Source organism: Vibrio sonorensis (assembly GCF_001854765.1).
GTDB classification, from domain to species: Bacteria; Pseudomonadota; Gammaproteobacteria; order Enterobacterales; family Vibrionaceae; genus Vibrio; species Vibrio sonorensis.
Map to the genome: position 1 here is coordinate 23996 of NZ_LJJE01000089.1, position 15397 is coordinate 39392.

General features: G+C 41.5%; 15 protein-coding genes and 1 pseudogene. 1 reads left to right on the forward strand and 15 read right to left on the reverse strand.

Annotated features, from left to right (window positions below):
- Positions 1-6 precede the first annotated feature (6 nt).
- The 14 genes and pseudogenes from BLO31_RS15120 to traL form a co-directional block, all read right to left on the reverse strand.
- Positions 7-1392, reverse strand: coding sequence for a conjugal transfer protein TraH (locus BLO31_RS15120; RefSeq protein ID WP_070968420.1), 1386 nt, complete (start codon positions 1390-1392; stop codon positions 7-9).
- An 11-nt stretch (positions 1393-1403) separates the two neighbouring features.
- Entirely contained in the window at positions 1404-1850 is a 447-nt protein-coding gene (gene traF, locus BLO31_RS15125; protein ID WP_070968424.1) for a conjugal transfer protein TraF, read from the reverse strand.
- An 11-nt stretch (positions 1851-1861) separates the two neighbouring features.
- Positions 1862-2635, reverse strand: coding sequence for a type-F conjugative transfer system pilin assembly protein TraF (gene traF, locus BLO31_RS15130; RefSeq protein ID WP_070968428.1), 774 nt, complete (start codon positions 2633-2635; stop codon positions 1862-1864).
- Complete coding sequence (traN, locus tag BLO31_RS15135) at positions 2632-4404, reverse strand: type-F conjugative transfer system mating-pair stabilization protein TraN (protein ID WP_070968433.1); 1773 nt, start codon at positions 4402-4404, stop codon at positions 2632-2634. The genes traF (BLO31_RS15130) and traN overlap by 4 nt, the downstream gene beginning before the upstream one ends.
- A complete protein-coding gene (gene trbC / locus BLO31_RS15140; protein WP_070968437.1) occupies positions 4397-5083 on the reverse strand; it encodes a type-F conjugative transfer system pilin assembly protein TrbC in 687 nt (228 codons plus the stop codon). Before trbC ends, traN begins: the two co-directional genes overlap by 8 nt.
- 11 nt (positions 5084-5094) lie before the next feature.
- Positions 5095-6104 (reverse strand): annotated as a pseudogene (gene traU, locus BLO31_RS15145) (conjugal transfer pilus assembly protein TraU).
- Entirely contained in the window at positions 6101-6781 is a 681-nt protein-coding gene (gene traW, locus BLO31_RS15150; RefSeq protein ID WP_084659851.1) for a type-F conjugative transfer system protein TraW, read from the reverse strand. The pseudogene traU and the gene traW overlap by 4 nt, the downstream one beginning before the upstream one ends.
- Complete coding sequence (locus BLO31_RS15155; RefSeq protein ID WP_070968441.1) at positions 6778-7137, reverse strand: TrbI F-type domain-containing protein; 360 nt, start codon at positions 7135-7137, stop codon at positions 6778-6780. The genes traW and BLO31_RS15155 overlap by 4 nt, the downstream gene beginning before the upstream one ends.
- A complete protein-coding gene (traC, locus tag BLO31_RS15160) occupies positions 7130-9679 on the reverse strand; it encodes a type IV secretion system protein TraC (RefSeq protein WP_070968446.1) in 2550 nt (849 codons plus the stop codon). Before traC ends, BLO31_RS15155 begins: the two co-directional genes overlap by 8 nt.
- A 5-nt stretch (positions 9680-9684) precedes the next feature.
- Entirely contained in the window at positions 9685-10086 is a 402-nt protein-coding gene (gene traV / locus BLO31_RS15165; RefSeq protein ID WP_070968449.1) for a type IV conjugative transfer system lipoprotein TraV, read from the reverse strand.
- Positions 10087-10097: 11 nt separating this feature from the next.
- Positions 10098-11639: a TraB/TrbI/VirB10 family type IV secretion system protein gene (locus tag BLO31_RS15170; RefSeq protein WP_070968454.1), complete on the reverse strand. Its 1542-nt coding sequence runs from the start codon at positions 11637-11639 to the stop codon at positions 10098-10100.
- A 5-nt stretch (positions 11640-11644) separates the two neighbouring features.
- A complete protein-coding gene (gene traK, locus BLO31_RS15175; RefSeq protein WP_070968456.1) occupies positions 11645-12403 on the reverse strand; it encodes a type-F conjugative transfer system secretin TraK in 759 nt (252 codons plus the stop codon).
- Positions 12403-12975, reverse strand: a complete 573-nt coding sequence (gene traE, locus BLO31_RS15180; protein WP_070968459.1) for a type IV conjugative transfer system protein TraE — start codon at positions 12973-12975, stop codon at positions 12403-12405. The genes traK and traE overlap by 1 nt, the downstream gene beginning before the upstream one ends.
- A gap of 2 nt (positions 12976-12977) precedes the next feature.
- Positions 12978-13280 (reverse strand): type IV conjugative transfer system protein TraL, encoded by a 303-nt coding sequence (gene traL / locus BLO31_RS15185; protein ID WP_070968463.1) that lies wholly within the window; start codon positions 13278-13280, stop codon positions 12978-12980.
- 171 nt (positions 13281-13451) lie between these two features.
- Between traL and BLO31_RS15190 the strand changes: the two genes are divergently transcribed.
- On the forward strand, positions 13452-14555 hold the full coding sequence (locus BLO31_RS15190) for an RNA-guided endonuclease InsQ/TnpB family protein (protein WP_070968466.1): 1104 nt from the start codon (positions 13452-13454) through the stop codon (positions 14553-14555).
- A gap of 85 nt (positions 14556-14640) precedes the next feature.
- Here BLO31_RS15190 and BLO31_RS15195 read toward each other — a convergent pair whose 3' ends face one another.
- Positions 14641-14940, reverse strand: coding sequence for a hypothetical protein (locus BLO31_RS15195; protein ID WP_070968473.1), 300 nt, complete (start codon positions 14938-14940; stop codon positions 14641-14643).
- Positions 14941-15397 lie beyond the last annotated feature (457 nt).

Below are 15397 nucleotides of genomic sequence, written 5' to 3' on the forward strand. Positions count from 1 at the left end.
ACTGATTTACTCCCATCCAAAGGAAAGTAGAGATTGCATTTTTTTAGAAAGCTTCTGATCAGAAACCTTGTCCCTCTCTTGGTGAACTATCATGCGATTTTCATAGTCCGTTAAATCCGCACCTACTTTAGCTTGGTAAATCTCTATAGTGTTTCTTGCTTGAGCTATTGAGTTTTCAATTTTTTCAATATCATCGGGAGCATTCAAAGTTAGCTTTAGCGAGTCTCTAATCACGGCTAGAGCGTCAGTTAGGTAGCGATTTAAGATTTCAACACTTATAACTCGTGAATACAGTGCAAAAGGGGGAGCGGTATTTTGCTTTCTGTAGCTAATTAGAATAGAAAGTATTGGCAAGGTGGTGTACTCAAGAAACGACTTTTGCTGGTCGGTTAGTGCTGTATCTGCATGTAGTTGAGAGTAAATACCCTCAATCATGGTATAGATGCGCTTATCAAAGCCGTTGCTTGCACTGACAGTTAGTGTGGTTGTGGTCGGGTTTATACATTGTTTATCCGCGTCATTATCACAATCATAAACGGTCATATCGCCACCTGATAAAATGGCGTTAATCATATTGTTATTGTTAGTAAAGAGGCTTGGTAAAATCTTAGGGTTGCCGTTTGCATCAAAAATATAAGTACCTGATAAAGTCATAAAAAATTCAGCAAGTTGTTTATCAGAACTTAGAAAGCTGTTTTGAAGTAACGCATCCCAAACAATGTTGTGATTCGTTCTAGTCATATCCTCATAAGCGGGATTATTACGGGCGTTTTGCATCATGGCAGGGGTTTGCCCCATCGCACCACACTCATGCCTTGCTGCTACCCAATCCGCAAAAGCATTGGTTTGAGTACCTAGCGTTGAGCAAACGTGTTTTTTCGTATCATTACCCGCAAACGCAGCTAAGCCCCCAACCATCGCTTGAGCTGCTTCACAGCTATTTATCGACTGGTTTAACCACTTATCAGCGATGGCTTGTAGCTTATCCATAACGACTTTGATTTGAGGTGCCCATGTTTGCAAAGCCAAATCTACAGCGAATGGCACAGCGTTTTGGATGATCGCTTTACCCATTGCGACAAGTTGATCGGAATTGATATGCGAAAAAGAGCCAAAAAATGCGTCAATACCACCACAACCCGCAGACACTGAGGGCAACGTGACGGCAATAAGTTGAGCATGACGAATGTTCCTTTTTACATAAAGACTACCCGCATTGTAGTAACTCGCTGCTTGACCTTTATAGACGCTAGGATTGGTTACATTGCTTGAGTAACCCAAACCATTAAAGAAATTCTGCAAATCACCATTCGTACTTGATAAAGCGCTTCCTGACAAAAGAGAGGAAGAAATAAGGATGGCAAGCGCTTTAGTTTTTATAGAAGCTTTCATAAACAGACCCCTTACTCCATCGCAAGTAGAACTTCTCGATCATTGAGAATATTGGTGAATGAATGATTAAGCTGCTCATAGGTCACATCACCAATGGTCATGCGTACAAACTTAATCGTATTTACGTTAATCAAGAATGTGGCAGGGACAGCATTAGTTTCTTGTCTATTTGGAAAAAAGGTTTGATAAATTTCCTGATCTACCGCCATTGGGCGAGGGAAGTCAGGAATAGCTTTACCATCAATAGAAAAGTCATAAACAGGAATCCCCGTCAAAGCTTGGAGCTGTCTTAGTTTTGGAGAAAACTTGTGACACTCAGGGCAAGTGCTTAGGAAGAAGAAAACGACAGCGTACTTATCTGAAATACGATTAGTGTTAGGTTGCATGGCAAGAGCATTAGGTAAAACCAAAGAAGCAAGTGAGCCAGTAGCAAGTTTTAAAAAGGTGCGCTTTTTCATAATGTCATTCCTTAGAAGTCTTGATCTTGATAATCAGTCGCTACGTTATAAAAACGACCATAAAGCTTATCCATTGAGATAAAGCCATAAGACAAAGGTTTCATTTCTTTAGTTATTGGATTAACTAAAACAATGGCAGGGACAAAAGGAACGTCTAAGCGCCCCTTATCATCTATCTCATTTTGTCTAACTGAGTTCACTAAGTTGGCATCTTTACTAATACCTAGTAGAGCTATGCCGTGTTTATCGCTGAAATTTTGAAGTGATGAGCCTAGAGTGTCGCTAAGCTTGTCAGAGCCGTTATAGACGTAAAACATACCCCAACCGTCATTACTCATTTTATGGATAGAATCTATGTGCTTATTACGAATACCTTTTAGGTGCTCTTGTCTTGCTGCTGCTTCTGCGGGGCGATCTTTTAGATAATCAAGTTCAGGAGTAGTGTGGAGGACTTTCTTAAAGGTCATACCAAAGCGTGAGCTTTTATCCGCAACGTATTTATTCATGTGCATGAGTAACGCTGCTTTCTGCTCATTGGTCGGATCAATAATCGCTGCTGCTTGCGCTTCTTCATGTGCAGCTTTAAACCAATCTAATTGCTGCTTAGCGCTCATCGTTCTTTTGACCGTGACAGATGGAGTAGCGCTTTGCTTTTTTTTCTCAACTCGCTTTTTTTTCGCTGCTTTAGGTTCATTATACCAACGCCAACCATTAGGTACTTGCTCTGCAAAAGTTGAAGCTGATACTAAAATCAAAGTCACAAGTAGAAATGAAACTAATTTCATTGGTTCGCCTCCAATTGTGTCGTGATTCGATTTTGAATTTCACTAGGGTTTGGAACTGCCATATTGCTATTCAGATCTGAATAGAAATCTGAAAAGTTCATATTGTCGAAGTTCATACGCTGCATTTCTTCTGGCGTTAAACCTCGACAATTAGGACTCTCTGACGAGCCAAACGTCATGCCTATTTGTCTACGTCCGTCTTGTTGAATAATTCGTGCAAGCTTTGAGTCAAATACGCAATATGACTTTTTCTTTTTGATGCACTTGCCTAAGATTTTGTAAGCGCAATACGAACCTACATAGACGGTAACTTTTTTCTCTTTCGCTTGACCTAGCGCTTTTTCAGTCGATGAACATTGCGCTATACCAATATCAGTACCCCAACCGCCATCTTTACAGCAATCAGCAAAACCAAACGCTTTATCGTTACATTTCATGGGTTTACCTTGAAACGTCTCAGGGGGGGCGGTTAGGTTCTCAGCAGCTTCGGAAAGTGCCGCTAAACCACTAACATTTTTATTAAGATCTTCACTAGGAGATTGGTGCGGTTCAGGATCGTAGCAGTCACCATCAAGGCAGAACGTATTAACGCCACAGGACAGCTCAGCGTCTTTACAATCCATTGTCGTAACTTCTTTACGAATGGATTTTTCAACGCAGACACCCTCAACATTCAAAGAGCACGTTTCTTCAACGATTACAGCGTCAGAGAGATCCCCGCATGTGTCAGGGAATTGACATTGATAAGTTGCTTCATATACCCAACAAGGAAGATAAGTATAAACCCCCTCCCAATAGCGGGTTTCAGCTCCCTCAAGACAACGGTTACTTGTTTGTTGGCACTCAGGTAACATACTGTCGCAAGAATCAGCCCAAGCGACATCGTGACGTTTAGTATCGATCAAGAGGTATTGAGTGCGAGCGCCTGAATATGATGTGGTATGCATTGGGTTTACCCCATTAAGTATCCAAATATTATCCATCGTCACGATGATTGGATTTGAAGTGACTACTACATTAGTGTTAATCACGCCAGAGTAGTACCAAGTTCCATCACTCCAATTAGGTACTATCTTGCCTGTAAACTGTCCGTTGATATAAATAGAAGATCCGTTTGGGTTTGTTACAACACCGGATAGTTTTATCTGCCTAACGGTAGAGGGCAAACTTGGAGCGGTTGGGTATCGGTCATGGATATACCAAATAAAACCCGAACCACTTGAAAAACCACGAGCGGGGAGACCAAGCCAGTGTTGTGAACCTGTTGTGCCTATTACATAAGGAGTTGAGTTGCATTTAACGGGGTTATTAGTCGGAATGTGGCAATACTGCTCCTCTATTTTTTCAGCACATATTTGCCCTGTATCACAGTCGGCATACTGGCTTGAAATGCCGTGAGTAATTTCATAAGCATTTTCTTGACCAACAAAGGCATGAGTGTAAGCGGGGTCACTTCTTAGGTCGGGACGACCCTCATTGACGTTGTCCTGAATATCGAGTGCTTCGGGATTGGAGTGATATTGTGTTGTCGCATCGTTACTTATTGTTACGTCATCCGCCCCTTTATACGCAGGATTATTAAGCTCATTCAAACAGGCGCTATTAGTCGGATCACAATAGTCATTTGCGTTGATGCCGTAGTTTGAGCGAGATTGAACATCGGAAGTTAAACCTTTTGCAAAGCCTACATGACTATCGTAATCCGTCTCAATCCCCGCTAGTACAAAGCGACTGACTATGAATAATGGCAGTAAGATTAATCTATTCATGGTGCTGCTTCCTTGCGAGAACTTTCTTAGCAACACTGGACGCATCCCCCGACTCAGCAATCATTTCTAATGCTGTAGGAATAGGGATATTTCCACGAACAATATCAAAGTCACTCTCTTTACAGTCGCTATCGTGTAAGCACTTTCCCTCCTCGATAACAATTACTACAGGAACGCTATCAATGTTGAATTTATCAAACCAATCAGGAGAAATAGCAAAGCCAGAGTTGATTTGATGGCTCGCATTTTTGCCGTCTACTTTGATTCCAAGTAGCTCCATAATTCGAGCAGAAGTGGCAGGAAAACCGCTAGGTAATATGCCACGAATGATAAGAGGTACTTTGTAATCTTCGCTTTGTTGAAGCTGCTGCTTGAGCGTTAAATCACCAAGCCCGAGAGAGGTAAACACAAGAACGTTAGGCAATGGCGCTTGGCTTGGCGTGTTTGAAAGTGGCGAGCCTGATGTGATGTAGTTATCACGGTTTAGGTCGATAGCGTAATCTTTAAAGCTTTCTTGCTTGGTCTGGTAGTTAAGATAGTTCTCAAAGTCAGGAACATGAGAAACCGCTCGCTCAGTTTCTGCCAATTGTTTAAGTTCTTCTTGACTGTAAGCAGTTTGAGAAGCAAAACATTCAGAACTGAATGATAACGCTAAAAGTAGTGGGTAAAATCCTTTCATGTTATTGCTCCTTACAGAAATACGCAGTTGCGTTTTTTCCAATTGATAAAACCAAAGTTGCCACCAGTTACGGGATTATCATGCCCCGCTTCCCAAATAATGCTTGTTGTCGTGTAGGGGTAGCACGTGTGCGCTCTTGGAATAGTCGCACTCATTTGATAGCGGTAGCGATGCTTAGGAAGAATCGGGCTAGGCGCTTGGTAACAAATCGCACCGTCAGCACCAAAGGACTGCCAAACTAAGCCTTGTCGATGAAGTTTGTAGTTAATGCGCTGCATGATTAAGGTTGCAGCTTGAACCGTACTATGTTGATAACCCGTTGTACCTGTTAAGGGGTAAGCTGAGCCTTGAGAGCCTAAGCACCAAAAAAGAGGGTCTAGAGGTAATGCAGTGCCTAAACTGGTAATAATGGATTCAGCAACACAAGCGAGTTGTGTTGCTGGATTGCCAAATAAAATCGCTTCGGGATTTAAGACAAAGGCCAGTTCATCATCTTCCAAGTGGGATCAAGCTCTGTCATGTATCCGACCCCAAAGGCATCGCTAGCCATGCAAGCAGTAGATGAAATAATATCGAGCCAGTACATAAGCGGGTATGTGTAAAAATGAGCGTGATAAAAAGCACCATCGGCATATTCACCCTCACGAACCGTTACGTTACCGCCTATGTTGGTTTTATCAGATATGGACATTTCCATATCCATATTAACCATGCAATAAGGAATACGAGTAACATCGGTTAATGTGCTTGGCTCCCAGTAGCCAATATTCAAACCGATTTGTAGATAAATTGGGGGAGGCTTAGGGCAGTAAGAGATCGGGGCGCTTGGATTAGAAGTGTCAGGGTAACGACTAGACAACAGAGGAACGCTACCGAGAGTCATAGGTAACATACATTCCCAACAAACATCGCTGATAGGATTTACAAAATGACCCGTACACGCCCCACCAATCGCTTTTGTCGCAGGACTGATTAATACCGATAACACTAGGCAAAGCGTTAAGGTGAATTTACTTCTCATTTCATCACCCCTATTGTTTTTATTTCGTAAGGGTCATGCTCTGTCACTCGCCAAAATTTACCATCTTGTTTGATGGTGACAGGAACGTGTTGGATGTGGAACTTACGAGCCATATCTCCCGTTTGCTCAAAGTACACTCTTTGGTCGATTTCTTTTTCTAAGTTGCTCGGAACACCATTGGTTAAGATTATTTTGGTCGGCATGGTTTCATGTTCCAAGTGACGTTTTAACCAATCCACTTGCGCTGCCTCATCACCATTTAGGAAAATAAGTCGCTTGCTGAAGTTGATCTGATAGGCGTTACGGTTAGGGAACGTAGACGGGTCGAAAGGATTTATAGTCAGTCCTTTCGGGTAAATCACATTGCCTTTATGGTCTTTAATATCAATCGCAAGAGTTAGGCTTGGGTCGACAAGGTAACTTTTAGGCTCAGAAGTGGTAGTAAAATCGACAGCGACTTGAGGGCGTAACACTTGCTCTTTAACCGTGTCTTTCATTTTCTGCTTTAATTCATCAAGCCGACCTGTTTCTTTTAAGTGCTCCAAGCGTTGTTGAATGGCATTTAAAAAATTTTGCTCAATAATGGGAAAGGTAGGAGCAACAATCCCAAAATCTTTAGCCTGAACACTGGTTGTCATTAACAACGCTAGTGCAGATAGAGATAGACGCTTAATCATTTTTCCCCCTCGCCTTTAGGCGATTGAGATTTATAAAAGGCTACAATTTGAGCAGCTATATCGTTGGTCACATCACTTTGATTTGAAGCAACCGCAGCACCAACTAAAACGACAACATTGTTTTCGTCAGCGTAGCTATTCATTGTTCTTTCTAATACCTGAACAAAGCCAACCAAACGGTTAGATTGCTCATTGACTGACAGCGACGACTTGTTTAACTCACTTTGATAAGTGTCAATTAAACGTTTAGGATCAACTTGAACAATCTCTTTAGACATATAAGAGTTGATACCGACAGAGACAGCAACGGACAAAACAGCAGTAATTAGATGAGAAATTACGGTTGATTTAGGCATGAGATTCACCATAGACGTTACGTTCAAATTCCTTGATCTCGTCACCGTAGAATTTCTCTGAGGTCATTCTCACTGCCTCATAAATATCGTGACCGTTATCAAGCATTTCCTCTGTATAAGCCCATTCATTAGGCTCTGTAGAGAACGTCGCTCTTGAGAATGGATCGGCAAAGAAGCGATGGAAACTGGTATTCCCCCCCGTTTTAAGCATCACGCAGCTATAACCCGCAGCCCCTGCACGTTCAAAATTGCGGATGACGTGTTCTTCAAATTGAGAGAACTTGTTAGGGTTCTCTTGTACGAAACAGTCAAAAGCTTGCCCTTGACGCATGATGATGTGAATATCGCTATTGTTGTAACAAGCTTCGGCTTCGGGATTAGCAAAGAAATCTTGAAAGCCTTGCGTTACGGTACAAAATGAGCCACCAAATTTTCGTGCGGTACGATAACCTTGCTGAATGAACTCTCGTGCTGATTCATTCGCTCCACTTAAAAGCGACCAAGCTTCTTCTATGACACACAATTTACGAGTTTTACGATTACCCGATAAGTACATTTGTTGGTTGATCGCTACAATAAGCGAGAAGATAACGGGACGAAGAACAGCAGGGGGGAACCCCTCAAGCTCAAGCGTAGTAATATCAATGCTTGGGTCTAACATTGACGGCTGATTGAAAATGTCGCCATAGATGCCATCACTTCGATACTTATTGAGCTGAGTCGCTAATTGCGATATTTGATCTGAGTTTAGACCTTGAGTGCGTAGGTCGTTGGCAATTGCGTGTAACTCATCTTGAACATGATCAACCAGTGTTTCGTTATGGTGTTTCTCCCAAGCGTTTACAATCGCATCGCCTAAACAAGCGGTTTGGAAATCATCTAATTGACCTCTAGGCGACCCCATCGAAGCAAAGAGAGAGGTAATGTTGTCTAAAGCCTCTTTTAAAGGGTCAACCCGATCACCACAATCTGTTTTAAATTCGTCTCTTGTGAAGTGACCTAAGTGAGTAAAAGGGTTTAAGAAAATATCTTTGGGGGTCATATAAACACCACCAAACAAAAGGGTCATTTTCTTAAAGCTTCCCCCTTTATCAAGAATCCAAACCTTACCGCCAGAGCTATGAACACTGGATACGATTTTTTGTGTTAAGAAAGATTTACCACTACCTGAACCGCCAGAGAGGGCGATATTTTGGTTATCCGTTCCGCAGCTCCAAGGGTCAAAATAGCTCAACTGTTGGCGCATTGTAGGAAGTAATACACCTCGATTTAAGTTCTTATGATCCATTGTGATAGGTAAAAAATTGACTAAGTTAGAGGTTTTCAGCGTGTTTACTCTTGCTGCTTTTTTTACGTCACTCCAATAATCAATCATTGAGAAAGGCAAGATTGAGAAGAAAGCTTGAGTTTGCAAAATGCCTACAGGCATAACCTCACAACCCGCACCAGAAAAAGAGGTAGTTGCTGCTGAAATGTGTTTTTTTTCATTTTTCTTATCAGTAAATAAACAAACATTCAGAGACATTGAGGCAAGTAAATATTCTTGGTTGATAAGCCCTTTTTGAAGCTCTTTACGTTCTTCTAGCTCATCGGAAGCTGTAGGGACAAGCGCTCTAAGCTTGCTTTCTAAAGTCTTAGTCAAATCGCCTATTTTGGTATCATTTTTAATCTGACTTGTGCCTCTATCCTCAAGCTTAAAATTGACCGTCATAAGGTGAGGGCATTGAACTGACTTGGCAATATTACGAATAGAACTAAAACATTCAGGCAAACCGTAAAGTCTAAAGTCACTAGGTAAACGTCTTAGGCCGAGATTGACGATTCGATAGTTTTGTTGGCGGTTAGCTTCATCGGTATAGCGAACTTGAATATGATTCTTACAGCTCAAGAACTCTGTATCAGGCGCTAAAATTTGTGAGTTAATTGGCTCTAAATCATTATAAACAGGCGCAACAGGACGACTCGCATCACGGTTAAAGTTAGCTATCTGTTCAACGTACCAAATCAAACCAACAGGTGTGACAGGCTCTAAGTTAAAGCCAACAACCTCTGCTGATGTTTTAAAGGTTTCTTTGAACGAAAGTAAGTTTTCTTTAGTTGAAGTTGTCGTAACAAAGACAAAAGCTTGATAATCACGAACATCAAAGTAATAAGGCTGACGATGGTTAAAACCATGTTTAGACGCATAGAGGTAATAATCAGCGTCACGCTTTGCAAGATCAGCCGTGATCCCGCCACGTTGGGACATTGCTTCTTGGTTGCCACGCAAATGATGCTCAATCATGTTGTTACCAAGTAAGCAAAATTGGTAATCCCATTTTTCGCCTTGAGGAAACTCACAGATTAGGCGATTCAAAGATTCTACTAACTCATCATTAGCCCCACCGAATACACCAAGTTGAAAACCAAACCCCATTGAGTTTTTATTCTCAAAAACCTCTTTTTCCTTATCGAAATAGCGATAAATAAGCTCATTGTGAAAGTGATTAAATGATCGTTTTGATTGCTTATGTAGCGCTGCTATATCTTGAAATACATTCATAACAATTAATCCTTTTTGATTGCTTGAACTGGTCGCCCTGTCCACTCAGCTTCTTTAAGGACAATGTAAATATCAGTGGTATCAATGTAAGAGCCTGTTTCATCTTCAAACGGAAAGATGGTGACTTTTCGGGTGATTTCTTCGGTTCTTTCTGGCTTGCCAGTGCGATCTCTGCGGGGAAGTAAAGAAAAGCTTGGGACAAGCGATTCAGCCTCATTCAGATCTGAATGAGGGTTATTACCGTGATTATCAGGGTTAGCATAATGATCGATGTTTTCACGAACTTCGTGCATTGTCGTACACCCACCAACGCCACCTACTTTGTCGCAAGAGTAATCATTGTCTAAACCCGTACTACAACCATTCACAAAAGTTAAAGTTAAAAGGATGCAAATTAAGCGATACATAAGCGTCACTCCTATTGACCGAATGGCGAAGATTGACCGCCATTACCCATGTTTTGAGGAAAGTTAGGGATAGTATTGGAAACATCACCCGCTAAAGGATTATTTGTAACGACATTAAGAATTTGACCTGTAAGACTTGCTTGAGCTGCATCTTTAGCAATAACTTGAGCTTCATAAGCTTCTGAATCGCTAGAGTCCAATGGGAAACCCGCAAGAAAAACAATGTTCACTATATTGCCAGGATTGAGTTCAACGATTGGATGGTAAAGATCGGCGAGCTTGATGTAATAGTCAGCCAGTTTTTCACCAACGGATGAGGTCGCATTACCAAGTAGATTTAAGGCTGCATCTTGACTATTGATTGTTGAGGTTGAACCTAAAGCACTTGTTGAAGTTGTCTCAGAGAGAGCCTTACCAGTTTCACCTAGACCAGTAAGAATCCCCGCTACCCCCGCCATTTGTACGATTTTGCCGTTTTTAAGAATGGTTGTGCCACGAATACCATTGCGTCCAAAGTTGAAAACCGTTCCTTTAATGGGAATATCCAAGATCTCATCGTCAGCGAAGATACAAGAGATTCGATTGGTTCTAACAATACCTCTTGAGCTTGAGATTTCACCGTAAACGCTGCCAGTGATTGTGCAATCTTTAAGCTTTGATTTTTGACCGTTTGGTAATATGCCCTCATTGATAGTCTGGAAAACCATTGGCGCTGTATTACCTTGACCAAGCGCTCCCGCATCAGCATCAGCACCGCCAGTAACAACAGCAGTAACAAAACCACCTGTAGGCATATAGTTATCAATCGTGCGCTTTTTTGCTTCTTGCTCTGCCTCTGTAACGTGATCCCATTCAAAGGTAAATTGGTCAATACCACCTTGATCAAACGCTCTTGAAGCGCTTGGGTCATACGCATACTGACCTTGATTTGAATTATCAACGCTATTAGAGGAACGAGGGCGAGGGGGTAGACCTTGAATACCAAAGCCTTGAGTATTTGACTTTAATACTGCCGATTTTTGAACATAACCATCGGCAGTGACAATATTTTCATTTATTTCTGTCACTTCTGGCATATCAGGGATATTTTGTAATGCTGTTTCTTCGGCTATCTTTCTAACCTCATCGAACTGAGCATTTTTAAGATTATCAACTCTCGTATTTACTTTGGTTTCAAAGCCACGCTGCTTGTTGGTCATATCATCTTTGAATCGAGAAATATTGAGCTGCATATCTTCAATGATTTTGTTTTGGTTAGCTATTTGTCGATTTAGCTCATCATTTTCTAGTTGAAGAATGGTGACAGCAGATTGGTTATCCTCATCGACAAACTCAGATTCGATAATTTCACCGAAACCCTTAATTTCTTCGGTTTGCTCTACAACCACTTCTTCTTTTGCACCAAAGTAGCGGTAAGCTAATGAACTCATAATCGCCAGTATGATCAGAACAATAAAGGTGATGGTGTAGTTTCTATTTTTCGCTTTCTCATCAACATCAAGACCTTGCGAAATATCACCATCTGGCTCTTTGAATAATCTGCCAAGTTTCATAATCACTACCTCACACCAGTTACAACGTAAAGCAATACAGATTCGTTAGGTTTAAGCTTGCCCTCACGGTCAAGAGAAGCGCTGCGAGTTGCATAGCTGTAGAAATGAGCGTTTGTTACTGTTTGAGTTTCTTTACTTTGATTTTTTACCTCATAGATGATCCCGCTATAGTTTTTTCCACGAAATACTTTCATCGGGACAACGGCTAATGGGTCGCGATCTTTAGGCAATGTTTTCTTATCAACAACATGCAACGTAAAACCCGCAATTTTTGTTTTATAGAGTTGATGAGCAATCATTTGCTTAGTGAACATTGCAACTTTCATCGGATAATCAAACTCTTTGCTATCAAAAATACTTGGCTCACTTTTATGAAGATTAACGGCTACAAACTCAGTTACAAGCGCAGGGACGGACTTAGGATTGATAAATAGAGTGAAGTTATGCCCGTTTCTGGTGCTAATGTGAGCCGTAAAAGGGATGGCAACATTAATCTTTAAGGTAATTGAACCGCTTTTATCGGTTTTGCTATTTGATGAAGTACAAAACCCGATAGGACAAACAAAGCTTGTAATTGAGTCGTCACGAACAACGAGACGGTTTAAGTTGTTTGAAGATAAAGGCAAGCTGATCGTGTCATTATCATCAAAGCGGTAGGTGTTAGCAGGAACGTTATCAATGCGTCCCGTTTGTTTCTCTTTAGCGATTGCTATTGGTGACATAATAAGAGTCGCTAAGAGCAGAGTAATAGATAACCTAATCATTAGTCTGTTTCCTTATGGCTAGTCTCTTTGTAGATGTAATCAAGCTGAATAAATCCATGCTGATAGCTCATCTTGACTATGTAAGTGTTTTGCTCAGCAGGCAGAGAGCGAATACCTACATTTTTGAAAAGTTTTCCGCTCATACGAACTGCAAAGTTATCAGGATCGGCTTGCCTCGCTGTCACATCAAAAGTGGATGAGACGTTATGCTCTTTGATAAACGAGACTTCACTTGATAGGACGGGGCTAAACGTTTTCCAAACCGCAGGGTTAGCGTATTCCGAAAGTAAATGAAACTTTCGCTCAACAGAGCTAGGTGTTACGTTAAATCGCAGATACATGAAGTATTCAGCCATCATTAACAGGTATTCATCATCGACTTTCGCATCGCTTACCGTAAACGCTTTGCTTACCATTGGAGGGGTGATCGTCCGTGATTTATGGGCAGCTAAATAATACGAAGTCCAACCCAAGCCACTGATGCCTAACAACAAAGCAATTACAGTTACTAGTAGAAGTGCATTAACACCACTTGATATACCCGCATATATTTCTCTATTTCCACTTTCCATAACTATTTTATCCAGTAACGTTTTTCAGAAGGTGGTGATTTGGGAAACATGCTTTCAGCAATATGCTTACTTCCATACCAATACATAAGAAGTTGAATTGCGTTATCACCATATTGACGCTTAATTTGTCGTAGACCGATGAACCAACCCGCACAAGCAACTAAGGAAAGGATTTCGTGGCGCATTGCGAATAGGACAATAAGAAAAAACAGGGCGGGTAACACTTCATCACGAGGTAAACCCGCAAATGTTTTTCCACGATTTAAGTGTTTAGGGATGTAATAAAATTGATGTGGACTTTCCATTACTTAACTCAAGAGGGGGTATCCCCCCCTCTTGCCTCATCTAAACCTCGCGTGAAACCCTGTCCTTTTAGGGCAGGGAGGGATAGCGATTGATGCGAAGCATCAACAAAGCCACCCAATTTATTAAAGTTAATGTTTACTTTCACAAAAACACCTTTATTCTTGTGAACCATGAAAGAAAGAGCTTATAAATACCGCATCTACCCAACACCTGAGCAAGTAACTTTACTTGAGCAGACGTTTGGCTGTACGCGCTTCGTTTACAACTCTGTTCTTCGATGGCGTACCGATGCTTACTACAATGAGCAAATCAAGATTAACTACAACAAAGCATCAAGCTACCTAACGGAACTCAAGAAAAACCCTGAGTTCCCTTGGCTGAATGATGTTTCGTGTGTGCCTCTTCAGCAATCGTTACGCCATCAACAAACGGCCTTTAAGAACTTCTTTGATGGTCGAGCTAAATACCCAACTTTCAAGAACAAGCGTTCTAAGCAGTCTGCTGAGTTCACCAAATCCGCATTTAAGTACCGCGATGGACAGCTATTTATTGCCAAGTCCAAACCACCGCTTAACGTGCGTTGGTCGCGTGAACTACCTAGCGCACCAACCACTATCACCATTAGTCGAGATAGTGCAGGACGCTACTTTGTTTCCTGTCTATGTCGCTTCGAGCCAAAACTACTACCGATTAGTAAAAATACAGTCGGTATTGATTTAGGTTTGAAAGACCTTGTTATTACCTCTAACGGTTTCAAGTCTGGTAACCCCGGTCACACCAAGCGTTATGCTAGTAAGCTAGCTAAAGCTCAACGTGTGCTATCGAAGAAGAAGAAAGGATCTTCTAACTTCCATAAAGCCAGAAAGAAAGTCGCTCGCATCCAAGCAAAAATTGCCGATTGTCGTCGCGACTTCACCCACAAACTGACTACACAACTGGTAAACGAAAACCAAGTGATTAGCTGTGAAAGTCTGAGCGTTAAAAACATGGTCAAGAATCGTAAGCTTGCTAAAGCAATTAGCGATGCCAACTGGGGCGAGTTCGTGCGCCAACTTATCTACAAGGCTGAGTGGTACGGTCGAACCGTTGTTCAGATTGATAAGTGGTATCCAAGCTCTAAACGCTGTAATTGCTGTGGTCACGTTGTCGATTCCTTACCGTTACATATCCGCAAATGGTCATGTTCTGAATGCTCTAGTGAGCTAGACCGCGACCTAAATGCGGCACTGAATATCAAAGCTGTCGGGCAGACAGTGTTAGCTTGTGGAGCGTAAGTAAGACTTAGTTGATCACTCGATCTCTAAGCAATACGCGACGAAACAAGAATCCCCTTCCTTTAGGGAGGGGAGCAGTCAATTCTTATAGCCCGATCATTGGCGTGATGATGTTCCAGAAAAGGACACCAACAGCGAAGCCCGTAATTGCACCGATCCAGTTTTTAGACATAAAACCAAATGCAATAGCACCAATGCCCCCGAAAGCTAACAGAGCCATTTCCACAGCAGAGCCAGTACCCGCAGTATCTTTAATATCGGTTTTTGCGTTGGTAAAAAGGTCGGCAGCATGAACAGGGTTAGCAACAGCAACAGCAACGATAACCATCAAAGCGATAACGCTCATCAAGCCAAAGTTAGGGATTGAAAGAGTAGAGTTCGTCATAACAAATTCCTTGTGTTTGCTTTGAGTGGAGTTGTCTTTAGTCATTTAACAAACTCCGTGTAGTTGTCAGTCGGTCAGCTAATGTCAACTATATGTGAAAGAATGGTGTTTTTTTTCTCACTAGCGTCTCACTAGCGTCTCACTCTTTTTCTCACTCTGAGATTGAAGTGAGAAAAGAGTAAGAAAACCTTATTATTCATCACTTTTCGTTTGATTTTATATGTATGAGAAAGAGAGGATTACTACCGTTCAGGAGGCGAAAGAACAGTTGAAATATTGAATTTAGCCTTATGACATTGGCGTAAAATTGAAGTACCGATTCAAAATTAAGGCAATAAAACTTGACCTTTAAAAGGCAAAGTAAGCAAAGCAGTTGATCAAATATAAAACAAACGCAACATTACCCTGTTGACAGTGTTGAGAGTGTTGACAGTGTTGCGTTTGTTGGGGTTTTGCA